The organism is Microbacterium ureisolvens (assembly GCF_019511645.1).
GTDB classification, from domain to species: domain Bacteria; phylum Actinomycetota; class Actinomycetes; order Actinomycetales; family Microbacteriaceae; genus Microbacterium; species Microbacterium ureisolvens_A.
On sequence record NZ_JAEUAX010000003.1, the window covers coordinates 12,590 to 34,953 of the forward strand.

Genomic DNA, 22,364 nt, shown 5'->3' on the forward strand with positions numbered 1-22,364 from the left:
TGGCTTTCTACCCTTCCACCGGCCGCTCGACCGGAACGACCCCAGTCAACGCGTCACCGCCGGAGGACTCCATGACCGGCTCCTCACCGTGTTCTTACGGACTTCTTTCGCCTCCCCCGCACCGGGCAGCGAACGGTGCGTGCCGCCTGCGCCGCGCCTATTCTGACGTCGTGGGCAAGGTCCTGGTCGTGGACGACGACGAGAGCGTCGGCGAGGTCGTCGCCGCGTACCTGGAACGCGCCGGCATGGTCGTCCGGCGGGCGGCAGACGGGATCGACGCCCTCGAGCTGGCCGCGACGGAGCCCCCGGACCTCGTCGTCCTCGACCTCATGCTTCCGGGCGTCGACGGCTTCGAGGTCTGTCGACGGCTGCGTCGGAGGTCGCCCGGCATCCCGATCGTGATGCTCACCGCCCGCGGCGAGGAGGACGACCGAATCCGCGGGCTCGAGGTCGGGGCCGACGACTACGTGACCAAGCCCTTCAGCCCGCGCGAGCTGGTGCTCCGCGTGCAGTCCGTGCTGCGGCGCAGCAGCCCGGAACTCGACACGGACCGACCGCCGCAGCAGCCGGTCGTCGTCGTCGACGGCGACCTGACCGTCGACCGGCGCGCCCGTCGTGTGCATCTCGGCGGGCGGGAACTGACGCTCACGCTTCGCGAGTTCGATCTGCTCTCCTGGTTCGTCGGCCACCCCGGCGACGCCGTGCGACGCGACGACCTCATGCGCGAGGTGTGGGGGTGGGACTTCGGCGACGCATCGACAGTGACCGTGCACGTCAGCCGGCTCCGCGACAAGATCGAGGCCCAGCCCTCCACTCCCCGCCGACTGGTCACCGTCTTCGGCCTCGGATATCGCTGGGATGCTGCGCCGTGAACGTATCCGCAGACGCTCTGCTCCTGTCGGCCGCGGCGGCAGCGCTGACGGGCGTCCTCGGGGCGGTCATCGTGCTCGCCCTGGCGCGGGTGCGCATCGCGCTGGCAGCTGTCGCCGCCCCGCTGGTCGTCGTGCTCTCGGTCGGGGTCGGTGTGCTCGTGGGCGCCGCATCGATGCTGCTGACGCCCGCCGACATGACCGGTCTGCTGCTCGTGCTGCTCGCGAGCGTCCCCGCAGCGCTCGCGGCGGGCGTGGTCATCGCCGCCCGGATCCAGTCGGCAGCGCGCACCGCCGAACGCGCCGCCGCCGCCGCCGAGACCGAGCGGCGGGTGGAAGGCCAGCGGCGCGACCTCGTGGCGTGGATCTCGCACGACCTGCGCACCCCGCTGGCCGGCATCCAGGCCACCGCCGAAGGGATCCGCGACGGCGTGCTCACCGACACCGGAACAGCGGCCACGGCGATCCAGCGCAACGCGCTGCGCATGAGCGACATGGTCGACGACCTGCTCACGCTTTCCCGCCTTCAGGCGCCGTCCGTCGCCTTGGAACGCACGGAGATCGACATCGGCGACCTCGTGTCCGACACGGTCGCCACGCTCCGTCCCCTCGCCGCGGCCGGCGGCGTCGAGCTGGCGGGCGGCGCCCAGACCGGTGTCCGAGCCCGCGTCGCCGCGCGCGAGCTGCGGCGTGCGGTCGCGAACCTCGTGAGCAACGGCATCCGTCATTCCCCCGCCGGTTCCACTGTCCGCACCACTGTCGAGCTGCGCGACCACACGGTCGTGGTCGCCGTCGCCGACGCCTGCGGCGGCATCGCGCCGCCCGACCTGCCGCACGTGTTCGAGACCGGCTGGCGCGGCACGACGGCGAGGCAGCCGGATGCGGGGGCCGGACTGGGATTGGCGATCGTCCGCAGTGTCGCGGACGCGCACCGGGGAACGGCCACCGTGCGCAACGCGGGCGGCGGATGCGTCTTCGAACTGAGTCTGCCGGTCGCCCCGCCGCGTCAGACGCCCGCCGCCGTCGAGGTCTGAGACCCTCGCCGACTACGCGGCCGGCCAGGATCTCCTCTTCTCGTCACGGCAGCTGAACGAGGAGGGCGCTCGTCAGCGCGCGCCCTCCTGTTCCGCTTGGAACCGCTCCCGGCCGGGCGCGAGCATCTCTCGCACCTGGTCGCCGTGAGTGGTCGCCGGCGTCACCGTGTCGGGCCACTCCGCGATCTGCTGCTCGGCCCAGTCCGCCCACGAGATGATGTGGTCGTAGTGGCCGATCATGAACGTGTTGGCGAGTGCGAACAGGTGCCTGCGTTCGGGGAAGGTGCCGCCGGTCGCGCTGATGAACGCGGCGTACCGCGCGAACATCTCGCGGTTGGCGAGGGCCTGCTCCCGGGTGCGCGCCAGCGTCGCGCGCATCTCGTCGAGCGAGCCCTGGTCGGACAGGAGCACCCGCACCATTCCTTCGAACTCGAGGCTCGGCGGGCGCACCGGCGTGCGGAGCCATGCCGCGAGGGCCTCCCGTCCCTCCGGCGTGATCGAGTAGATCGTGCGGGCGCGCTTGCCGGTGTGCTCCTGCCGCGTCTGGACGAATCCCGCCTTGTGGAGGCGGTTGAGCACCGCGTAGCGCCCGCGGTCCGCCGACGGCCAGAGCTCCGCGACGCCCCGGCCGAGCTGCTCGGCGAGCTGGTACGCCGACCAATCGCGTGCCGCCAGGAGGCCCAGCGTGAGGTACCCCGTGATCGTGGGTTCGCGTTCGGGCACGACAACGCTCCTTCCCCGCCGACGTTCGGGTCGCCGTCGCAGAACGTAAAGGCTATCCCGCGACGCTGGAACGACCTTATACTGCAGATTGCAGTAACCATCGGCGGGGCATCGCGTGGGGACAAAGGCCGCGCCGCGGGTGGGTCATGCGTGGGGACGATGACCCACCCCTGCGGCGGGCGATCCGGGGATCGCCCGCCGCATGTGCCCCCGTCAGCGCCGCGTCTGCTCCGAGCCCGACAGCCGCTGCGCGAGGTAGATCGGAACGATCGACACGATCACCAGCACCACGGCGATGACCGAGACGACCGGCGCCTGGTTGGGGCGGAACATGTTGTTGAGGATGTAGATCGGCAGCGTCGTCACACCCGACCCGGCGGTGAACGTCGTGACGATGATCTCGTCGAAGCTCAGCGCGAACGCGAGCAGCGCCCCGGCGAGCAGCGCCGAGCGCAGCTGCGGGAAGGTCACGAGGCGGAACGTCGTCCAGATGCCGGCGCCCAGATCCGCGGAGGCCTCCTCGAGGTTCGTGCCGGTGCGCCGCAGGCGCGCGATGACGTTGTTGAACACGGTGACGATGCAGAACGTCGCGTGGGCGATCACCACCGTCCAGATCGACAGCGGCACTCCCATGATGGTGCGGAAGAAGTTGTTCAGCGCGATACCCGTGATGATGCCGGGCAGGGCGATCGGCAGGATGATCAGCAGCGAGATGGCGTCACGGCCGAAGAACTCGAACCGCTGCAGCGCCAGCGAGATGAGCGTGCCGAGCACGAGCGAGACCGCCGTCGCGACCAGCGCGATCACGACGCTCGTTCCCACCGCCTCGATGGCGCCGGTGCTCTGGAACGCCTTGCCCCACCACTCCAGCGTGAACCCCGGCGGCGGCCACGTGAGCGACGTGGACGTCGAGAACGAGTTGACGAGCACCACGAACAGCGGGAGGTACACGGCGAGGAGGATGAGCCCGGCGACGATGCCGAGAACGGTGCGGGACAGTCGCGAGAGTCGCATCGCCGGGTCCTAGAGGTTGTTCAGGGCGCCGGTGCGGCGCACGAGAGCGAGGTAGCCGAAGATGATCACGATCGGGATGAGTGCGATCGCCGCCGCGAGGGGCAGGTTGTTCGCGGCTCCGACGTTGGTGTACACGAGATTGCCGAGCATCTGGTTCGCACCGCCGACGATGTTCACGGTGATGTAGTCGCCGAGCGACAGCGAGAACGCGAAGATCGTGCCCGCGATGATCGCCGGGAATGCCAGCGGCAGCACCACCGACCCGAGGGTGCGCCACGTCCGGCCGCCGAGATCGGCGGATGCCTCGAGCAGCGAGTCCGGCACACGCTCGAGTCCTGCGTAGATGGGCAGGATCACATACGGCAGCCACAGGTACGACAGTGTGATGACCGTGGCGGTGAGTCCGTACCCCGGTGTATGGAGGCCGAACGGCGCGAGGATCCACTCGAGGATCCCCTCCTGCGACAGGACGGAGCGCCACGCGTACGCCTTGACCAGGTAGCTCGCCCACAGCGGCATCAGGACGGCGATGACGAGGAATCGCTGCGCCCGCGGCGACGCGACCTTCGCCATGTAGAACGCGATCGGCAGCGCGATCGCCACATCGATGACCGTGACGAGCAGAGCGACCCCCACGGTGCGCAGCGTCACGGTCTGGTACAGCGACCCGGTGAGCACCGTCACGATGTTGTCGAGCGTCCACTCCGTGACGATCTCGCCCGTGAAGCTGTCGACGGTCCAGAACGCCGTCACCAGCAGCAGCACCAGCGCCACGATGTAGACCAGGCCGAGCCAGAACAGCGGCGCGGTCAGCAGGAACGCGAGGCGGAAGCGCGGGTGCGCGCTCAACCACGCCGAGGCGCGCCGGGCGGGCGTCGGACGTGGCGCGGGCACGGCGCGCGTCGCGGGCACGGCGGGTCGCGCGGAGCCTGCGGGCTCGTGCGTGAGGGTGTCGGTCATCCGTCTCTCCGGTCGTTCCGGCCGGGGCGACGCCGCTGTCGTCGAGCGGCGCCGCCTCCGGCCGTTCAGGCGGGCGTCAGCCCTTGATCTCGGACCAGGCCTCGGTCCAGCGGGCGTAGTCGACGCACTCGACGTCGGTGCGCCCGTCGACGCAGTCCGCGATGGGCGTGGTCCAGTACCAGATCTGCGACGCGTACTCCTCGTCGCCGGCGTGATACGCCTCGCAGTCGTCGCGGTAGTCGCACGCCTCCTGGCTCGACGGAGCCTCACCGAAGTAGGCGGTCGCCTCGGCGTTGGTCTCGGGGCTGGCGATCCAGTCCAGCCACGCGTACGCGCAGTTCGGGTTCTCCGCCTCGGACGCGATCATCCACGTGTCGGACCATCCGGTCGCGCCCTCCTCCGGCAGGACCACCTCGGTGGTCGCGTCGCCGCCGGCGAGCACGTTCTGGATGACCTGCCACGTGGTGCCCGCCACCGAGTCACCGGTCTCGAACGCCTGGATCTCCTTGAGGTAGTCCGACCAGTACTCGCCGACGTGCGCCCGCTGCGCCTTCAGCAGGTCGACGGCGGCCTGGAACTGCTCCTCGTCGAGCGCGTACGGGTTCTCGATGCCGAGGTCGGGCTGATGGGTCATCAGGTAGACGGCGGCGTCGGCGATGTAGATCGGGGAGTCGTAGGCGGTGATCTTGCCCGAGTACGCGTCCGCGCCGTCGAAGACGACATCCCACGACGTGGGCGCCGGGGTGACGACCTCCGTGTTGTACAGGAGCAGGTTGGCGCCGTACCCGTGCGGGACCCCGTACGACTGGCCGTCGACCGAGTTCCACTCCTTCTCCTTGAGGAAGTCGTAGATCCCCGCGTAGCTCGGGATGAGGTCGGTGTTGACGGGTGCGACGTCGCCGGCCGCGATGAGACGCAGCGTCGCGTCCCCGGATGCCGCGATGACGTCATAGTCGCCGGTCTTCATGAGGTTGACCGCCTCGTCCGACGTGCCGTACGTCTTGGAGGTGACCTCGCAGCCGGTCTTCTCCTCGAAATCGGTCACCCAGTCGACCTCGGGATCGTTGCTGCCGTCCTCGACGTAGCCGGGCCACGCGAGGATCGACACCTGACCCTCGTAGTCGCCGAGCTCCTCGGCCTCTTCCGACGGCGCGGCACCGCCGCTGGACGTGCCGCAGCCGGCCAGGACGACGATCGACCCGACCGTCAGGGCGGTCGCGGCCAAGCGCGCTCCGCGTGATGTGCGCATCATGGTGTTCCTCTCGGTGCTGTTCTTGATGTGGAGCTGTGCGTTCCGGGGCGCGGGCGCCCAGGTCTGAGTGGGCTCAGGTGCCCGGCGGGATCAGCGAGACGACGTCCTCGTCGCGCCACGTGACGTGCACGCGGTTCCCGCGGTCATCGTCCGACGTGCGCGTGCGGTCATTGCGTTCGAGCACGGTCACCCGCATCCCGGCATCCAGATCGATCACGCGACGGATGCCGCTTCCCACGTAGATCGACTCGACCACCGTCCCCTCCGCCGAGTGCTCGCCGGGAGCCGAGGCGGCCGCTGAGGCCAGCGTGAGCTTCTCGGGGCGGATGGAGTGCTCGCCTTCGCGGCCGATGAGGGCCGCGGACCGCTCGTGGTCGAACAGGTTGGACGTGCCGACGAAGTCCGCGACGAAGCGCGACGCCGGACGCTCGTAGAGGTCCTGCGGAGTGCCGAGCTGCACGATCCGGCCGTCGTGGAACACCGCGATCCGGTCGGAGAGCGTGAGCGCCTCCTCCTGGTCGTGCGTCACGAAGATGAACGTGATGCCGAGTTCGCGCTGGATCTGCTTGAGCTCGACCTGCATCTGCTCGCGGAGCTTGAGGTCGAGGGCGCCGAGCGGCTCGTCGAGCAGGAGCACCTTCGGCTGCACGACGGTGGCCCGCGCGAGAGCCACCCGCTGGCGCTGGCCACCCGATAGCTGCGAGGGCTTGCGCGCGGCCATCTGGTCCAGTCGCACCGCGGCCAGTGCCGCCAGCGCCAGCTCGCGGCGCTTCGCACGGCCCATCCCCCGCACCCGGAGTCCGTATGCGACGTTGTCGAGCACCGACATGTGCGGGAAGAGCGCGTAGTCCTGGAAGACGGTGTTCACATCGCGGTCGAACGGCGCTTTCTTCGTGACGTCCTGTCCGAACAGCTGGATCGTGCCGCCGGTGGGCTGCTCGAAGCCGGCGATGAGCCGCAGCACGGTGGTCTTGCCCGATCCCGAGGGGCCCAGCATCGAGAAGAACTCGCCGGCGGCGATCTCGAGGTCGACATGGTCCACGGCGGTGACGGCCCCGAACTCCTTCGTGAGTCCGGTCAGCCGGATGGCGGGCTGCTGCTCGGTCATGACGTCTCCCTCGATGTCGGTCGAAGTTAATCATATGGATCCATATGTCAAAAGGGGGACGAGCGTGTTACGGTCGGGTCACAGCCGCGAAGGAAGGGCTCCTCCGCGGATCCAGCTGGGAGTCCCATGCCACACGCGACGGGAAGAGTCGACGCCGCCCGAGCCGTCGTGTTCGCCCCGCTGGACGGCACGGGCAGGGCCGAACTCGTCGAGAAGCGGCTCACCGACGCGATCGTGACGGGCGTCCTGCACGACGGCGAGCGCCTTCCCAGTGAGGCCGACCTGTCGCGCAGCCTCGGAGTCGCCCTCGTCACCGCCCGCGAAGCGCTGGAGGTGCTGCGCGACAAGGGACTGGTCAAGACGCGCCGGGGCCGCGACGGCGGAAGCTTCGTCACGTTCGATCGCGACGCGGCCACGCGTCTCTTGGAGCGGCGCCTGCGCGAACTCAGCCGCATCGAGCTGCGCGATTTCGCCCTGCACGCATCCGCGATCGCCGGCACGGCTGCCGAGACCGCCGCCAGCCGCGCGAGCGACGACGACATCGAGACGCTGATGCGCATCGCGCAAGCCGCGGACCTCACGACCGCCGGCGGCGCGCGGCGCGCCGTGAGCCGGTTCCAGCTCGAGGTCGCCGCAGTCAGTCAGTCGCCGCGCCTCGTGCACGAGGAGATGCGCCTACAGGGCGAGGCCGGCTCTCTGCTCTGGATGTGCCTGCGGGAGCAGGAGTACCGTGACCGCAGCGCCAACGCCCGCACGCGGGTGATCGACGCGATCCGCGACGTCGCACCCGACAAGGCCCGCGCGGAGACGATCACACATATCAACAGCGCCTTCGAATGGCTCATCGACGAGCGAGCTCGCATCGACGTGCGCGCCGAGGACGCAGCATCCGACCCGAAGGACGTCCCATGACCACCATCGCGACGAGGTCTGCAGCCGATGTGGCGATCAGCGTCGCCGCGACCATCGACGGCATCTTCGCCACCATCGACGGATGGCGCGACCTGCTGGAGGACCGGCTCGCCGCCGCCGACGCGCTGACTGCCGAGACCGTCGATCCACTCGTCGAGACGTTCGCCGTGCCGGCCGTCTCGGGCACGACGCTGCTCACCGGCGCGGGCTTCGTCGCGGCGCCGGGCGCGCTCGCCGATGCGCAGTGGCACCTCGCGTGGTGGCTCGGAACGACCAGTTCCGCCGACGGGGTACGGCGGCTGGCGACGATCGACGATCCGTCGCACGAGCAGTTCCGCGACTACACGGCGCTCGAGTGGTGGCGGGTTCCCCAGGCGACGGGCGCGCGCCATCTCACCGGCCCGTACGTCGACTACGTGTGCACCGACGACTACACCGTTACGGTCACCACCCCCGTGATGCGCGACGGCGCGATGATCGGCGTCGTCGGAGCGGACGCGCTGGTCGACAGGCTCGAGCGCGTGCTCCTGCCCGTGTTGCGCACGGGCCGGTCCCCCGCGACCCTGGTCAACGCGTCAGGCAGGGTGGTCACCTCGACCGACGCTCGCCGCGAGCCCGGATCCATGCTCCGCGGTGACGGGCTCATCGCCGCCGTGCGAGCGCTGTCGCCGGTGCCGGTGCGCCTCGCGGACGGCACATCGGTGCTCGCGTGCGGCGACACGTCGCTCGCGCTGGTCGTCGGAATCTAGCCAGCGGCGCGCGGTGGGGAAGGATGGCCTCGATGTCAACGCCGACGGACTCCTCGCGCGACGAGCTCGCCACCCTGCGGGAGCGCGCCTACGGGCTCAACGCCGACATCCACGACGATCCGGCCGCACTGGCGCGGCTCAGCGAACTCGAGGAGCAGGCGGCGGCCGCGAGCGCCGCGAACATCGCAGCGCACTCCGCATGGACGCACCTCTCGACCGACGGCGCTCTCCCGCGGAGGTCGGCCGTGGACGACGAGGAGGGCACGGAACCCGTCCCGCTCACGCTGCCTCCGCCGGAGCGAGCGGATGCCGCGGCCGCGGCGGACCCGACCGCCCCCGATCGTGACGGGCGCGAGTCCCCCGCACCGACGCCTCCCGGCGCGGGGAGCACGGATGCCGACGCCGGCGGGACGGATGCTGCGCACTCCGGCAGCGGCGCAGGTGACGAGGTCGTCGATTCCGACGCCGAGGGCGCTGCGGTGGCGACCGCGCGTCCGTGGTGGCGACGCCTACCGGTGCTGTGGGCCGCCTCGGTCGTCGCCGCCGTGCTGGCCGGCGTGGCTCTCACGCTGCTGGTGCAGAGCATGGAGGCCGGCAGGGTCGGGGTCCTGCATATCGATCCGGATGCCGAGTGGCCCGAGGACGTGTGGGCGGGCGAGACCGAGGACTCCTTCGCGTTCGAGACCTTCTACGGCCTCACGGTGCTGTCGCAGCCGCAGGTGACAGGCGACGGAACCCAGGGTCCGGTGCCGTGCCTCATCGTCTTCAGTGGAGTGGGCGACAACCCCTCGTATCTCGGCGGCTCCTGCGGCGCGGGATCCTTCCCCGCGGAGGCGGTCTTCATCGTCGGCCGGCAGGCTCCGTCGGAGCTGCGGGACCGCTTCCCCGTGGGAACGGCGATGCAGTTCGTGCTCGACGGTGAGCAGGTGCACGTCTACGCGCGCGAGCCCAGCGTCGTCGAGCCCTGAGCGCCTCAGGCGCCGCGGCTCCCGGCATCCGTCGCCCCCACGTCGCTGCGGTGGAAGTGCTGGAACGAACGGGATGCCGTGGGCCCGCGCTGCCCCTGATACCTGTTGCCGTACGCGCCCGAGCCGTACGGGCTCTCGGCGGGCGAGGTGAGGCGGAAGTAGCAGACCTGGCCGATCTTCATGCCGGGCCAGAGCTTGATCGGGAGCGTCGCGACGTTCGACAGCTCGAGCGTGACGTGGCCGGTGAATCCGGGGTCGATGAAGCCGGCGGTCGAGTGCGTCAGCAGTCCCAGACGGCCGAGCGATGACTTGCCCTCGAGACGGGCGGCGATGTCGTCGGGAAGGGTGATCTGCTCGAACGTGGAACCGAGCGCGAACTCCCCCGGGTGGAGGATGAACGGCTCCGCAGGGTCGACCTCGATGAGGCGCGTCAGCTCGGGCTGGTCCTCGGCGGGATCGATGAACGGATACTTGTGGTTGTCGAACAGCCGGAAGTACCGGTCCAGCCGCACATCGACGCTCGACGGTTGCACCATCCCGGGATCCCAGGGGTCGAGCGCCAGGCGCCCCGCGTCGATCTCGAGCCGGATGTCGCGGTCACTCAGCAGCACGGAGCCAGCCTATCCGGACCATGCTGTTATGCTGGCCGGGCGCTGTAACAGGCGCGCGAACGCCGCATTCGGCGTCCGGGGCTGTAGTTCAATGGCAGAACTTCTGCTTCCCAAGCAGACAGCGCGGGTTCGATTCCCGTCAGCCCCTCCATATCGATCGGCTACCTGATCGTCAGACGCGACCTGTCAGGATGAGGTGCCAGTAGACCCAGGGCAGCACGTGCCGGTCGAAGACCCACGACAGCCTGCTCTCGCGGTACATCCGCTTGTAGAACGGGATGGTGGGCTTCTGCCTGCCCTGGTCGTCGAACTCCGCCCATACGACCGTCGACCGCGACACCGTGAACGGGCACACGGCGTAGCCGTCGTAGCGGGCCGAGGGCTCCTTGCCGCGCAGCGCCCTCTTCACGTTCTTGGACACCACCCAGGTCTGCTTGCGCAGAGCGCCACCGCATTTCGAGTTCGTCGTGGCGGCGGCATCCCCCAGCGCCCACACGTTGGCGAATCGCGGATGCCGGAGCGTCCGCGGGTCCACCTCGACGAAGCCGCCCGAGACGCCGGGCACCGCCAGTGACGACGCCTTCAGCCAGTCGGGTGCGGACTGCGGCGGCTCGACGTTGAGCACGTCGTAGTGCACGTGCTCCGGACCGTTCGGACCGCCCAGCACCACCTCCTGCCCCGCTGCGTCCACGCGCAGCAGCACGCTTCGCGTGCGCAGCTCGATGCCGTACTCGGCGATCTTGCGCTCCAGCTCGCGGTCGAAGGGCTCGAGGAAGACGGTCGGCGTCGGGACCACCATGATCACCCGGAGGGCGTCGAGCACGCCCGTGGCCCGCCAATAGTCGCACGCCTGATACATCGGCTTCTGTGCGGCGCCGGCGCACGACGCGGGTCCGTCGGGCTGGGTGAAGACGACGGTCCCCTCCTTGAGGTCCCGCAGCAGCGACGACGCCTTCTTCGCCAGCTCCAATTCGTAATGGGATGCTGCCGCCGGCGTCTGCATCGCCTCGACGAGTCCCGGCACGCGGTCCCAATCGAGCTGGATCCCCGGGCACACGATCAACTGGTCGTAGGTCAGCCGGTCGCCGCCTTCGAGCACGACGGCATCGCTGTCGGGCTGCACCGAGGCGACAGCATCCTGGATCCACTCCACCCCTTTGGGCATCACGTCGCGCTGCGGACGCACCGTGATGCTCCCGGGCGCGGTGCCCCCGGCCACATGCGAGAACAGCGGTTTGTACAGGTGCTCCTCGCGCGGCTCGACGATCGCGATGTCGTCGACGCCGGCGTTGCGCAGGCGCGCGGCGACGGAGATGCCGCCGTTGCCTCCCCCGATGACGACGACCCGGTGGTGCGCGCTCGCGCCGTTCATGATCCCTCTCCCGAGATGTCCATGGCGCCGAGGCTAGGCTTTCGGGCCGCCCGATCGCAGGGGCTTGTGCCCAGCGCCGCGTCAGCGCATGATGCCGTGTCCTGGTGAGCTCGTCGGTCTCAGCGGGGCTCGTGGGCGGCAATGTCGGAGGCCATTCGTATATTTGTTCTATGAACGTTCCCGCCGCTTCCTCTCCCGCTTCGCGGTTGACGGATGCTGCGGCGCGGGTCGCGCTTCGGCTCGGCGGGGGCGGCTCCGAAGTCGGCGGGCTCGGCGATGACGAGCTCTTGGAGCTGCTCGCCGACGCGACGGAGGCACGGAAGGCGCTCGAGCTGATCGTGGCAGGCGCCTCGGCCGAGGTGTCGCGCCGCTCGTCACGGGACCTCGGCTACGACGGCCTGGCGCAGCGGAAGGGTCTGCGATCCGGCACGGCGCTCGTGCAGCACATCACAGGGCTCGGGCGGACCGATGTGACGCGGGCCGTCGAAGCGGGCAACGAGCTGGCTCCGGTGGTGCCGGAGTCGGTCGGCGATGTCCAGAGCGCGACCGCTCCTGCCGTATCTGTCGTCGATGAGTGGCTCGGCGCGCTTCGCAGTGCACTTGCGTCGGGTCGCCTGACGCAAGCACAGTTCCAGGCGATCCGCGCGGGCCTCGGCGAGCCGCCGGTGGCGCGCTACCCGGAGCTGGCACCGGACTTCCTCCCCCGAGCCTGGGCGCGCGCCGTTCAGGTGCTGCTCGAGGAAGCCGCGGCGCTGCCGGTCGAAGACCTTCGCAGCCAAGCACGTATCGCGCGAGATCGACTCGATCCGGTCGGGGTGACGCTCCGCTTCGAAGAGCGGTTCGCGGCGCGGTCGTTCCGTGCATGGACGGACCAGGATGGCCAACGCCACGCGCATATCCTCTTCGACGATGAGGCCGGGGCGTGGGTGGACGCACTGCTGCAGGCCGCCCTGCGCCCACGTCGCGGACCCCGCTTCGTCGGCACCGACGCCGCGGAGAAGACGCGCGCGGCCGATGCGGACGAGCGGACGAACGAGCAGCTGCAGTACGACACGATCATGGCCGTGTTGCGTACGGGCGCGAACGCCGACCCTCAGCAGGCGTTCGGCGATCGACAGCCGGGTGTACGCATCGTCGTCGAGGCGTCCGCCGTCGCGGACGGCACTCGGCGAGGCGAGATGCACGTCACCGGAGTCGGCCATCTGGAGGACGGCGGACAGGCCCTCCCCTCGGGCGTCATCGAGGCCCGCATGTGCGACTCCGGCGTGATCCCGGTGATGTGGGGACCGGATGGCCGCCCCCTCGACGTCGGGCGCGAGCTTCGCCTGTTCACGAGAAAACAGCGCCTCGCGATCGCGGCCCGCGACGGCGGCTGCATGTGGCCGTCTTGTGGCGCCCCGATCTCGCAATGCGAATATCACCACATCGACCACTGGTGGGAGCATCACGGTCGCACCGACGTCGACGATGGGATCGCGCTCTGCCGGAACTGCCACCTACGCCTCCACAATCAACGGTGGCGCATCACCCGAACCCGGGATTCGATCACCGACGCCGACACGTACTGGCTGCATCTTCCGCCCGACCCCGCGACTGGTGAGGTCGGCGACCCCGTCGCCTTGAGATCGAAATCGCCTCGACGATTCGAGGCGGCATGACGAGGCCTGAGCGAGCTCGAACACCCCGATCGTGGCTCGACGAGTGGTCGCGGGCCAGGGCATTCGGGATCAGCGGGACAGCGGGGCCCGACGCGCACGGTGCGACGAAGTGGGAGGGTGGGGGCATGGCAGTCGTGGTCGTTCCCTACTCGGACGCGTGGCCGGGGCAGTTCGAGCGCGTGGCGACCGACCTTCGGCGGGCACTGGAGGGGGTTCCGGTGCTCGCGATCGAACACGTGGGGTCGACGTCCGTGCCCGGGCTGGCGGCGAAGCCGGTCATCGACATCGACGTCGTGGTCGAGCGGGCGCACGTCGAGGGCGCGATCGCGGCCCTTATCGCCGGCGGATACACGCACCGCGGTGACCTCGGCGTCACGGACCGGGAGTCGATGGCAGCACCCGACGACGCGCCGCGCCGGAACGTCTACGTGTGCGTCGAGGGGACGCTGCACCTGCGGAACCACCTCGCTGTGCGGGCGATCCTGCGCGAACGGGCCGATCTGCGCGATCGCTACGGAGCGGTCAAGACCGAGATCGCGCGCGACCCTGGCATGAGTATCGAGACCTACCTCGCTCTCAAGTCGCCGGTGCTTCAGGAGGTGCTCGCGCTGTCCGACCTCACCGAGGCGGAGAAGCGGTCGATCTTGGCCCTCAACACGGGCTTCTGAACGAACGGCGGGACGCAGCATCCGCTGCTCTGCGATTCGGTGCCCCGGAATGGTTCCCTGCCGTACTGTGAGCGGATGGCGTTCGATCCTGCTGATATCGGGGCATTCGTGGCCTTCGTACGCACCGAGGCACAGGGCGTCGTCGCCACCGTGTCGCCGTCGGGGGCGCCGGAGGCGGCGCTCGTCGGAATCGCCGCACTCGACGACGGCACGCTCGTGTTCGACACGCTGATCGGCTCGCGAAAAGCCGAGAACCTGCGCCACGACCACCGCATCGCCGTCGTCATCGGGACGGACGGCTCGGTGTCGGCACAGGTCGACGGCTTCGGCACCATCGTGCACGGCACCCTGCGCGAGGAGTACGGCAGCGCCTACAACGCGCAGTTCCCCGGGTCGCGCGCACTCGACCCCGACTTCGCCGTCGTCGTCGTCCGGCCCGCGTGGGTGCGGGTCTACGACGCGTCGGCAAGCCCCGCGAACGTCACCGAAGCGCGCTGGTGACGGCGCCGGCGGCGACCGCCGGGTGCAGGTGCTCGGACGACAGAGCCACGACGGCCTGACGGGCGCCGGCGGCGAGGCATCCGCTCACGTCCTCACCGGAGAGCGAGGCAGCGAGGAAGCCCGCGAAGAACGCGTCGCCGGCACCGTTGGTGTCGACGACGTCGACGGGGACGACATCGACCGACGCGCGCTCCCCCGACGCGGCGAGCGCGATGGCGCCCCGCGCGCCGAGGGTGCAGACCGCGAGGCGTGGTCCGCGGTCCAGGCAGCTCTGCATGAGCGACCACGGATCGTCGGTGGCGTCGTCGTTCATGAAGACGACGTCGGCGGCGCGCACGAACGGCTCGTGGAACTCCGCCGCGCCGTCGTAGTCGTGCAGGTCCGTCCAGATGGGGGCTCCCTCGGCGCCGGCCAGCCGGCGACGGACGATCGTCGCCCCGACCTCGCTGAGATCGACCACGGCGATGTCGACGTCGGCGAGAGCGGTCTCGATGCGGCCGACCGCGTCGGCAGATGCCGTCGACGGCGTCGCGAGGTAGAGACTGACGCGCTCCCCCGCCGCCGTCATCAGGTTCGTGTGGCGCTCGGTGCGCTCCGACGGATGCGCCTCGACACGCACGCCCGCCGCATCGAGCGAGGCCGACACCCGGCGGCCGTCGTCGTCGGAGCCGAGCAGCACGTGAAGCGTGACGTCGACGCCGCGATCCGCCAGGTGCAGGACCTTGCCGGCCGACGTTCCGCCGAGCGTGTGCAGGTCGCCGAGCGCGAACTGCATGTGCGGCACCGGCTCGGGAAGGCGGTCGAGGAGGACGAGGTGGTTCCACGAGGCGGGTCCGCACACAGCGACCCGGGCGTCAGCGAGGGGCATCGGCCCAGTCAAGCAGGTTCGTTCACTCCTCGAGGGGTCCGAGACCGGGTTCAGCCACGAAACACGCCTCGGCCTCGGTCACGCGATCCAATTCGACCATCACGAGGGCGTTCTCCCCCTCGTGCAGCGCGGCGGCCGGCACGTAGAGAGTCCGCTGCGGACCGTTCGACCAGTAGCGGCCGAGCAGGAACCCGTTGACGAGAGCGAAGCCCTTGCCCCAGCCCGTCGTAGCGAGGAAGAGGTCGGTGGGCTCGTCGAGGTCGAACGACCCCCGCAGCACGAACGGGGCGACGCCGGTGAGGGAGGAGACCGAGGTCGCAGCATCCGTCGCCGAAGCACCGAGAGCGGCGACGTCGATGGGTGTCGCCGTCCACCCGGTGAGGGGCGCACCCGCGAGCGTCACCGGGCCGATGAGACCCTTGGGCTCCCCCAGACGCGCGTCGTAATTGACGCGGCCCTGCTCTTCGACGAGCACGCGCAGCCGGTCGCCGGCGGGCACGACGAGGGCGTCCTCGTGCCGCGTGCGCGACAGCGTGCCGACCGACACGCCGTCGACCGACACCCACGCGTGGTCGCGCACCTCGCCGAAGCGCAGCACTCCCCCACGACCGTCGAGATCGGCCTCGTAAGCGAGGAGGGCGCTCAAATGTCCGAGGTCCTCGAATGTCGGCGGAGTCTCGTGACGGGACACGGATGCCGCGACCCCCGGTTCGACCGGCTCCAGCGCGACCACGAAAGACGGCGCCGGACCGCTTTTCGCGGGCACCTCGTCGGGCACCGGCGCGTACTTCGCGATGACGTCGCGGAACGCGAAGTACTTCTCGGTGGGGTCGCCCCGCTCATCGAGCGGGGCGTCGTAGTCGTACGAGGTCACGATCGGCAGGTAGCGGCCCTTGTCGTTCGCACCGTTCGTGAGTCCGAAGTTCGTGCCGCCGTGGAACATGTAGAAGTTCACCGACGCCCCGGCTGCCAGGAGCGCATCGAGCTCGGCCGCAGACGCGGAGGCCGGTGTCGTGTGGTGGGTGTTGCCCCACCAGTCGAACCACCCGTCCCAGAACTCGGCGCACATGAGCGGCCCGGTCGGCTGATGCCGGCGAAGGGTCTCGAGGCGCTCCGCCGCGCGGGATCCGAAGGAGCCGGTGAGGTGGACGCCCGCGACCGAGCCGTCGCGGAGCATCTGGTCGGTCGGCTGGTCGATGGTGGTGAGCGGGACGGTGATGCCTTTGTCCTTCGTCACCTTCACGAGGTGCTCGAGGTACGCGGTGTCGCTGGCGTAGGCGCCGTACTCGTTCTCGATCTGCACGAGGATGACGGGTCCGCCCCGGTCGATCTGCCGGGGCGCCACGATCTCGTAGACCCGCTCGAGGTACGCGGTGACCGCGGCGAGGTAGAGAGGCTCCGAACGGCGCAGACCGACACCCTCGAGACCGGTCAGCCAGACGGGGAGCCCCCCATTATGCCATTCGGCGCATATATAGGGTCCCGGCCGGACGATGGCGTGCATGCCTTCGGCCGCGATGAGATCGAGGAAGGCGCCGAGGTCGTTCCAGCCGGTCGCGTCCCACTCGCCGCGCACCGGTTCGTGCGCGTTCCATGCGACGTAGGTCTCGATGGTGTTGAGCCCCATGAGCTTCGCCTTGCGGATGCGATCCGCCCACTGACCCGGGTGCACCCGGAAGTAGTGCAGGGCTCCTGCGAGCACGCGGAAGGGCTCGCCGTCGAGGAGGAAGTTCGTCTCGCCGATCGCGAACCGCCGCTCACCCATCGCGTCCGGCAGGGCAGCCCGGCCGTTCGCGTGGGGCGCAGCATCCGTCGATGAATCGGGCTGGGGGGTGGGAGTCCGGGGCACCTCGCCAGCGTAGTCAGGCCGCAGCGACCGCCGTGCGCGGCTCGACCGCGCCGCCGCGGGGCGTGCAGGCGCGGAAACGCCCGCGGCTCGCTAGAGTGCCGCCATGGGGGAGGACGTCCCGGCACAGGAGTTCACCCGCGCCGACCGCACTCGCCATCGCGAGAAGGTGCGGCGCAACCTCGACGTGTTCGCACGCATGCTGGCCGAGGCGCACTTCGACACCGATGACCCGCTGACAGGCCTCGAGGTCGAACTGAACCTGGTCGACGAGGCGGGGGACCCGGCCCTGCGCAACGCGGAGGCTCTCGAGGCGATCGCGGATCCGGCATTCCAGACCGAGCTCGGGCAGTTCAACCTGGAGATCAACGTGCCGCCGGCCCGCCTCCGCGAGCGGGGACTCACCACCTTCGAAGAGGGTCTGCGTCAGAGCCTCAATCACGCCGAGGCCCGCTCGTCCACCGTGGGCGCGCACCTGGTGATGATCGGCATCCTGCCCACGCTCGCCGAAGGACATCTGCGGCCGGACAGCATCAGCGCCAACCCCCGGTACCGGCTGCTGAGCGAGCAGATCCTGAACGCGCGCGGCGAAGACATCGTGATCAAGATCGACGGCCCCGAGCGGCTCTTCACCACTGCGGACTCGATCCTGCCCGAGGCGGCGTGCACCAGCGCACAGCTGCACGTGCAGACCTCGCCCGACTCGTTCGCCGCGTATTGGAACGCCTCGCAGGCGATCGCGGGCGTACAGCTGGCGATGTCGGCCAATTCGCCCTACCTCCTGGGCAAGGAGCTCTGGCGCGAGACCCGGATCCCGCTGTTCGAACAGGCCACCGACACCCGCAGCGAGGAGCTCAAGGTGCAGGGCGTGAGGCCGCGGGTGTGGTTCGGCGAGCGCTGGATCACCTCCGTGTTCGACCTCTTCGAGGAGAACGTACGTTACTTCCCAGCCCTCCTGCCGATCGTCCACGACGACGACCCCATGGCCGAGCTCGAGTCGGGCGGCATCCCCGCCCTGGCCGAGTTGCGCCTGCACAACGGCACCATCTACCGCTGGAACCGCCCCATCTACGACGTCGCCGGCGGGGTGCCTCACCTGCGGGTCGAGAACCGGGTGCTCGCGGCCGGGCCGACCGTGGTCGACACCGTCGCCAATGCCGCGTTCTACTTCGGGCTCGTGCGCGCGATCGCCGAGAACGACCGGCCGCTGTGGTCGCAGCTGTCGTTCACCGCTGCCGAGGAGAACTTCCACACCGCGGCCCGTGACGGCATCGACGGGCAGCTGTACTGGCCGGGCGTCGGTCAGGTGCCCGCCACCGAGCTCGTGCTGCGGCGCCTGCTGCCGCTCGCATATCGGGGCCTCGACGCGTGGGGCGTCGAGGCGTCCGATCGGGATCGCCTGCTCGGCATCATCGAGGGGCGCTGCCTCACCGGCGTCACGGGTGCCGCGTGGCTCACCGATCGGATGCGCCGGCGAACCGGAATGGACCGCTACGACGCCCTGCGCGCCACCCTGCTCGAGTACCGCGATGCGATGCACACGAACGAGCCGGTGCACACGTGGGAATGACTCCGGGAAGCGCCGGCCTCAGCCGGCCAGGGCGGCCGCGCGCCAGTCGGTGAGCACCCGCGCCGCAGCACGCGTGTGCGCCCACGGCATCTCCGGCACCTCGAGGCGGCCCTCGGCGAGGGCGAGCGAGAGGGCGTCCGCCTCGGCGGCCATCGGCTGGACGACCGCCAGCTCGATGACCTGCTCCTCGGTGCCGCGACGCACGATCAACGCTGACGGGCTCGCGGTGCGACTGCCCCACGCGTTGGGCAGGAGCACGTCGGCATCGGCGTCGTCGAACCGCAGCGTCGCCAGGTCCGACAGGTCTTCGACGACCGCCGTCGCCATCTGCGCCGTCACCGAGCCGAATCCGATCTCGGCGGTGGCCCAGCCGTCGACACCGTTCACGAGTTCCGCCTGGAAGCTGCGGTACTCCGGCGCGTCGATCGGCTGGCCCGCCGCGGCCGCGAGGTCGATCGCGAGCGCCAGCGGGTAGCAGCCGACGTCGAGGATGGCCCCGCCGCCGACCGCCGGGTCGAACAGCCGCCCCTCGCGCGTACCGGCATCGAAGCCGAAAGCGCCCTCGAAGCGGTGCAGCTGACCGAGCTCGCCGCCGGAGGCGAGATCGCGCAGGGCATCGGCGAACGGCCCGAAGCGCGTCTTGAACGCCTCGAGGAAGGGCCGCTGCGTGCGCTCGGCCGTCTCGAGGATCCGCTCCACCTCATCGAGTGTCGGGCTCGCGGGCTTCTCGCACAGCACGGCCTTGCCCGCCTCGAGCGCGCGGATCGCAAGGTCGGCGTGGGTCGTATGAACCGTCCCGACGTACACCGCGTCCACGTCGTCGCGCGCCAGGATCTCGTCGTAGGTGCCGGATGCTGCGGCTCCGTGCTCCGCCGCGAACGCCGACGCACGCTCGGCCGACGAGCTGCCCACGGCGTGCAGCATCCCGTGTTCCGAAGCGCGAAGCCCGACCACGAAGTCACGGCTGATCTGCCCCGGCCCGAGGACCGCCCATCTCGTCTTCGCCTGAGTCACGCCCCGATGCTATCGAGCCGCGGCACCGCCCGCTCCGGATCAGGCGAGCGGCTCGGCGGCCTCCCGCGCGGCGCGGGCGGACGAGCGGATCGCCCCGACGCTCGCGGCGATCACCAGCGCGATGCCGAGGATCTCGAGCCAGGTCATATGTTGCCCGAGGAATATGAAGCCGGCCAACGCCGCGGTCGCCGGCGCCAGGCTCATCAGGATCGCGAAGACGGCGGCCGGAAGGCGCCGGAGCGCGATGAGCTCGAACGCGTACGGGATCGTCGACGACAGTACCGCCACGGCCGCGCCGAGCGCGACGATCTCGACCCGCAGGAGAGCGGCGCCGGCATCCGCGATCCCGAAGGGCAGCGCGATGATCGCGCCGACGGTCATCGCCAGCGCGAGCCCGTCGAGCTTGGGGAATGCCCGCCCGACGCGGGCCGAGGCGAGGATGTAGAACGCCCAGCTGCCGGCGGCGCCCAGCGCGAACAGCACGCCGAGCGGGTCGAGCCGATCCCATCCGCCGCCGCCCAGCGCGACGACGCCCGCGAGGGCGAGGAGAGCCCACAGCCACGCCGAGGCGCGACCTGCCGCGACGATCGACAGCACAAGGGGTCCGAGCACCTCGATGGTCACGGTGACGCCGAGCGGCAGTCGCTCGAGCGCGAGGTAGAACAGCCCGTTCATCGTCGCGAGCACGAGCCCGAACAGCGCCACCGCTGTCCAGTCCTCGCGCGAGTGGCCGCGCACGCGGGGCCGCGCGATCAGCAGCAAGACGATCGCCGAGAAGACCAGGCGCAGCATCACCATGCCGAGCGGCCCGACCTGCGGGAACAGCAGGACGGCGATCGACGCGCCGACCTCCTGGCAGGCCAGACCCGCGATCACCAGCAGGACGGCGGGCGTCGTTCCGGAGCGTGCGGAACCCGTCACCGCTCTGCCGGGGGAACCAGCCCCGGCGTTCACTCCGCTGCCGGAGGAGTGCAGACCGCGAGGGTGTCGATCGCGGCGTGGTACTGCTCGGCGGTCCACGGAAGGCCCGCCTCCGGCGCCGTCTCACCCGCTGACGCGGGCGTCTTCGATGCGATCGCCGCGAGCTCCCATGCGAGGTACTCGCCCACGGCGGCGTCGGCGGCGGAGTTGTTGAGCACGACGGCCACCGTCAGGCCCGTCGTCGGATCGGCGAACGCCGCGGTGATGTAGCCGGGCACCTTGCCGTACTGGCCGATGAGCGAGCCCGCGATCAGCGCCCCGCCGTCGGCCGTGTACCAGGACGGGGCATCGGCGGCGACCGCCACCGGTGCGTCGAACCGGTCGTCGTCCTCGACCAGCGAACCCGACGCCAGCGCCTGCACGTAGCGGCCGAGATCGTGGATGTCGGTGACCACGCCGGCGTCGGTGAAGCCGCTGCTCGATGAGGCGCCCGTGAGATCGAGAGGCTGCGCGCAGTCGAGGGCGCCCTCGGCGTTGTTGACCGACTGCCCGCCCTGCAGCACGCCCGACGACGGGAGGTCGCCGAGCGCGGTGGCCTCGAGCCCGAGCGGATCGGCCACGTAGCCGTGGATGAGGTCGGCGGCCGTCGCCTCGGTCGCACGCTGGAGGGCGAGGCCGAGCAGCACGTACCCGGCGTCGGAGTCGCGATAGGCCGCGCCGGGGTCGCTCGTGCGCGGCTGGCCGAGGCCGAAGCTCGCCAGGTAGCGCGGGTCCCATACGCGATCGGGGTTGGAGAGCCACGACGAGTAAAGCTGGCCGGCGTACGAGCCGATGCCGGACGTCCCGTCGCAGAGCTCGATGAGCGTCACGTCCTTGAGGTCCGGCACGCCGGAGACGTACTCGGTGATGCTGTCGTCGAGCTCCACCTTGCCTTCGGCAGCGGCCTCGAAGAGCACGTCGCACGTCATGGCGCGCGTGACCTTGCCCGCTCGGAACACCAGGTCATCGGTGACCTCGCCGCCGCCGTCCGGCCGCTGCGTGCCGAGCCCCGAGACCCAGCTGCCGCTCCAGGGCGCCCACACGCCCACGATCGCGCCGGACGACCCGGTCACGCCCATCGCGTGGGTGACGGCGTCCGTCAGCTGCTGCACCGTCTCGTCGGAGAAGGCCGCGGTCGTCTGCGGGGGCACGTCGGGCTCGATGTCGCCCCCGAACGAGCAGCCGGCCAGGAGCAGAGCGGATGTCACGGCACCGGCGATCACCGCGATGGCGCGTCGATGTGTGGAGCGGGTCCGCATTCTCACCCCCCGATGATCGTGCAATGAATTCAAACACACCATCGTGGCCTGCGTTGAACGGCGGTCCGTAGGGTGAGGGCATGACCAGTTCTTCTGAGCCCGGCCGCGGGCGCCCCTTCGACGATGCGGCGCTGACCGGCGTGCTCGGCCACATGAACGGTGATCACTCCGACGACAACCTGCTGATCTCGCGCGCGTTCGCCGCCGACGCGGGGATCGAGGGCGCCGAAATCAGCGCCGCGACGATGACCGGCTTCGACGGCGACCAGGGCGTCTGGGAGGCGACCCTGGCCGATGGCACGACGGCCGAGATCGCGGTGCCGTGGCCGACCGGACCGATCACCGAGAGGCGCGAGGTGCGGCGTGAGATCGTCGCGCTGTACGACGAGGCGTGCCGCCGCCTGGGAATCGAACCCCGGCCGCACGGTGAGGAAATCAGGGGTTAGGT

Annotated in this window: 22 protein-coding genes and 1 tRNA gene; 11 read left to right on the top strand and 12 right to left on the bottom strand. The window is 70.3% G+C overall.

Annotated elements, in window-relative coordinates; genetic code table 11:
• Positions 1-170 precede the first annotated feature (170 nt).
• Positions 171-872: a response regulator transcription factor gene (locus tag JNB61_RS06650; RefSeq protein ID WP_220339139.1), complete on the top strand. Its 702-nt coding sequence runs from the start codon at positions 171-173 to the stop codon at positions 870-872.
• Positions 869-1,903, top strand: coding sequence for a sensor histidine kinase (locus JNB61_RS06655; RefSeq protein WP_220339140.1), 1,035 nt, complete (start codon positions 869-871; stop codon positions 1,901-1,903). The genes JNB61_RS06650 and JNB61_RS06655 overlap by 4 nt, the downstream gene beginning before the upstream one ends.
• Positions 1,904-1,975: 72 nt before the next feature.
• Here JNB61_RS06655 and JNB61_RS06660 read toward each other — a convergent pair whose 3' ends face one another.
• The 5 genes from JNB61_RS06660 to JNB61_RS06680 all read right to left on the bottom strand — a co-directional run bounded on the left by JNB61_RS06660 (position 1,976) and on the right by JNB61_RS06680 (position 6,960).
• Complete coding sequence (locus JNB61_RS06660; protein WP_220339141.1) at positions 1,976-2,626, bottom strand: PadR family transcriptional regulator; 651 nt, start codon at positions 2,624-2,626, stop codon at positions 1,976-1,978.
• Between the two features lie 213 nt (positions 2,627-2,839).
• Positions 2,840-3,640, bottom strand: a complete 801-nt coding sequence (locus tag JNB61_RS06665; protein WP_159840961.1) for an ABC transporter permease — start codon at positions 3,638-3,640, stop codon at positions 2,840-2,842.
• Between the two features lie 9 nt (positions 3,641-3,649).
• Complete coding sequence (locus tag JNB61_RS06670) at positions 3,650-4,600, bottom strand: ABC transporter permease (RefSeq protein ID WP_223214685.1); 951 nt, start codon at positions 4,598-4,600, stop codon at positions 3,650-3,652.
• 76 nt (positions 4,601-4,676) lie between these two features.
• Positions 4,677-5,852 carry an ABC transporter substrate-binding protein gene (locus JNB61_RS06675; RefSeq protein ID WP_201448701.1) on the bottom strand — a complete coding sequence of 392 codons (1,176 nt, stop codon included), beginning with the start codon at positions 5,850-5,852 and terminating at the stop codon, positions 4,677-4,679.
• A gap of 73 nt (positions 5,853-5,925) precedes the next feature.
• On the bottom strand, positions 5,926-6,960 hold the full coding sequence (locus tag JNB61_RS06680) for an ABC transporter ATP-binding protein (protein ID WP_220291233.1): 1,035 nt from the start codon (positions 6,958-6,960) through the stop codon (positions 5,926-5,928).
• A 126-nt stretch (positions 6,961-7,086) separates the two neighbouring features.
• On the opposite strand from JNB61_RS06680, the gene JNB61_RS06685 reads away from it, so the two are divergent.
• The 3 genes from JNB61_RS06685 to JNB61_RS06695 are packed head-to-tail and all read left to right on the top strand — an operon-like array spanning position 7,087 to position 9,589.
• Positions 7,087-7,872: a FadR/GntR family transcriptional regulator gene (locus JNB61_RS06685; RefSeq protein WP_159840957.1), complete on the top strand. Its 786-nt coding sequence runs from the start codon at positions 7,087-7,089 to the stop codon at positions 7,870-7,872.
• Positions 7,869-8,621: a PDC sensor domain-containing protein gene (locus JNB61_RS06690; protein ID WP_220291231.1), complete on the top strand. Its 753-nt coding sequence runs from the start codon at positions 7,869-7,871 to the stop codon at positions 8,619-8,621. The genes JNB61_RS06685 and JNB61_RS06690 overlap by 4 nt, the downstream gene beginning before the upstream one ends.
• A 32-nt stretch (positions 8,622-8,653) precedes the next feature.
• Positions 8,654-9,589, top strand: coding sequence for a hypothetical protein (locus tag JNB61_RS06695; protein WP_220339142.1), 936 nt, complete (start codon positions 8,654-8,656; stop codon positions 9,587-9,589).
• A 5-nt stretch (positions 9,590-9,594) separates the two neighbouring features.
• On the opposite strand, the gene dcd is transcribed toward JNB61_RS06695, so the two are convergent.
• On the bottom strand, positions 9,595-10,200 hold the full coding sequence (gene dcd / locus JNB61_RS06700) for a dCTP deaminase (protein WP_159840951.1): 606 nt from the start codon (positions 10,198-10,200) through the stop codon (positions 9,595-9,597).
• A gap of 77 nt (positions 10,201-10,277) precedes the next feature.
• Here dcd and JNB61_RS06705 point away from each other — a divergent pair.
• Positions 10,278-10,351, top strand: a tRNA-Gly gene (locus JNB61_RS06705).
• A 21-nt stretch (positions 10,352-10,372) separates the two neighbouring features.
• Here the strand turns inward: JNB61_RS06705 and JNB61_RS06710 are convergent.
• Positions 10,373-11,572 carry an NAD(P)/FAD-dependent oxidoreductase gene (locus JNB61_RS06710; protein ID WP_220339143.1) on the bottom strand — a complete coding sequence of 400 codons (1,200 nt, stop codon included), beginning with the start codon at positions 11,570-11,572 and terminating at the stop codon, positions 10,373-10,375.
• Between the two features lie 170 nt (positions 11,573-11,742).
• Between JNB61_RS06710 and JNB61_RS06715 the strand changes: the two genes are divergently transcribed.
• From JNB61_RS06715 to JNB61_RS06725, 3 genes are all read left to right on the top strand, one after another.
• Positions 11,743-13,230, top strand: a complete 1,488-nt coding sequence (locus JNB61_RS06715; protein ID WP_220339144.1) for an HNH endonuclease signature motif containing protein — start codon at positions 11,743-11,745, stop codon at positions 13,228-13,230.
• A gap of 125 nt (positions 13,231-13,355) precedes the next feature.
• The gene (locus JNB61_RS06720; RefSeq protein ID WP_220339145.1) at positions 13,356-13,898 is read left to right on the top strand and encodes a GrpB family protein; all 543 of its coding nucleotides are present in this window, start codon (positions 13,356-13,358) and stop codon (positions 13,896-13,898) included.
• Positions 13,899-13,973: 75 nt separating this feature from the next.
• The gene (locus tag JNB61_RS06725; protein WP_159840919.1) at positions 13,974-14,399 is read left to right on the top strand and encodes a pyridoxamine 5'-phosphate oxidase family protein; all 426 of its coding nucleotides are present in this window, start codon (positions 13,974-13,976) and stop codon (positions 14,397-14,399) included.
• On the opposite strand, the gene JNB61_RS06730 is transcribed toward JNB61_RS06725, so the two are convergent.
• Together JNB61_RS06730 and JNB61_RS06735 are read right to left on the bottom strand one after the other, a co-directional pair.
• Positions 14,380-15,267: a carbohydrate kinase family protein gene (locus tag JNB61_RS06730; protein WP_220339146.1), complete on the bottom strand. Its 888-nt coding sequence runs from the start codon at positions 15,265-15,267 to the stop codon at positions 14,380-14,382. The genes JNB61_RS06725 and JNB61_RS06730 overlap by 20 nt on opposite strands.
• 22 nt (positions 15,268-15,289) lie before the next feature.
• Positions 15,290-17,032, bottom strand: coding sequence for a glycoside hydrolase family 35 protein (locus tag JNB61_RS06735; protein WP_220339324.1), 1,743 nt, complete (start codon positions 17,030-17,032; stop codon positions 15,290-15,292).
• Between the two features lie 187 nt (positions 17,033-17,219).
• Between JNB61_RS06735 and JNB61_RS06740 the strand changes: the two genes are divergently transcribed.
• Positions 17,220-18,683, top strand: a complete 1,464-nt coding sequence (locus tag JNB61_RS06740; RefSeq protein WP_220339147.1) for a glutamate-cysteine ligase family protein — start codon at positions 17,220-17,222, stop codon at positions 18,681-18,683.
• Between the two features lie 18 nt (positions 18,684-18,701).
• Here JNB61_RS06740 and JNB61_RS06745 read toward each other — a convergent pair whose 3' ends face one another.
• The 3 genes from JNB61_RS06745 to JNB61_RS06755 are packed head-to-tail and all read right to left on the bottom strand — an operon-like array spanning position 18,702 to position 21,916.
• Positions 18,702-19,697: a Gfo/Idh/MocA family protein gene (locus JNB61_RS06745; RefSeq protein ID WP_220339148.1), complete on the bottom strand. Its 996-nt coding sequence runs from the start codon at positions 19,695-19,697 to the stop codon at positions 18,702-18,704.
• 39 nt (positions 19,698-19,736) lie between these two features.
• On the bottom strand, positions 19,737-20,618 hold the full coding sequence (locus JNB61_RS06750; protein WP_220339149.1) for an EamA family transporter: 882 nt from the start codon (positions 20,616-20,618) through the stop codon (positions 19,737-19,739).
• 29 nt (positions 20,619-20,647) lie between these two features.
• Entirely contained in the window at positions 20,648-21,916 is a 1,269-nt protein-coding gene (locus JNB61_RS06755; protein ID WP_220291260.1) for a serine hydrolase domain-containing protein, read from the bottom strand.
• Positions 21,917-21,996: 80 nt separating this feature from the next.
• On the opposite strand from JNB61_RS06755, the gene JNB61_RS06760 reads away from it, so the two are divergent.
• Complete coding sequence (locus tag JNB61_RS06760) at positions 21,997-22,362, top strand: DUF2470 domain-containing protein (protein WP_220339150.1); 366 nt, start codon at positions 21,997-21,999, stop codon at positions 22,360-22,362.
• The last annotated feature ends 2 nt before the right edge of the window (positions 22,363-22,364 follow it).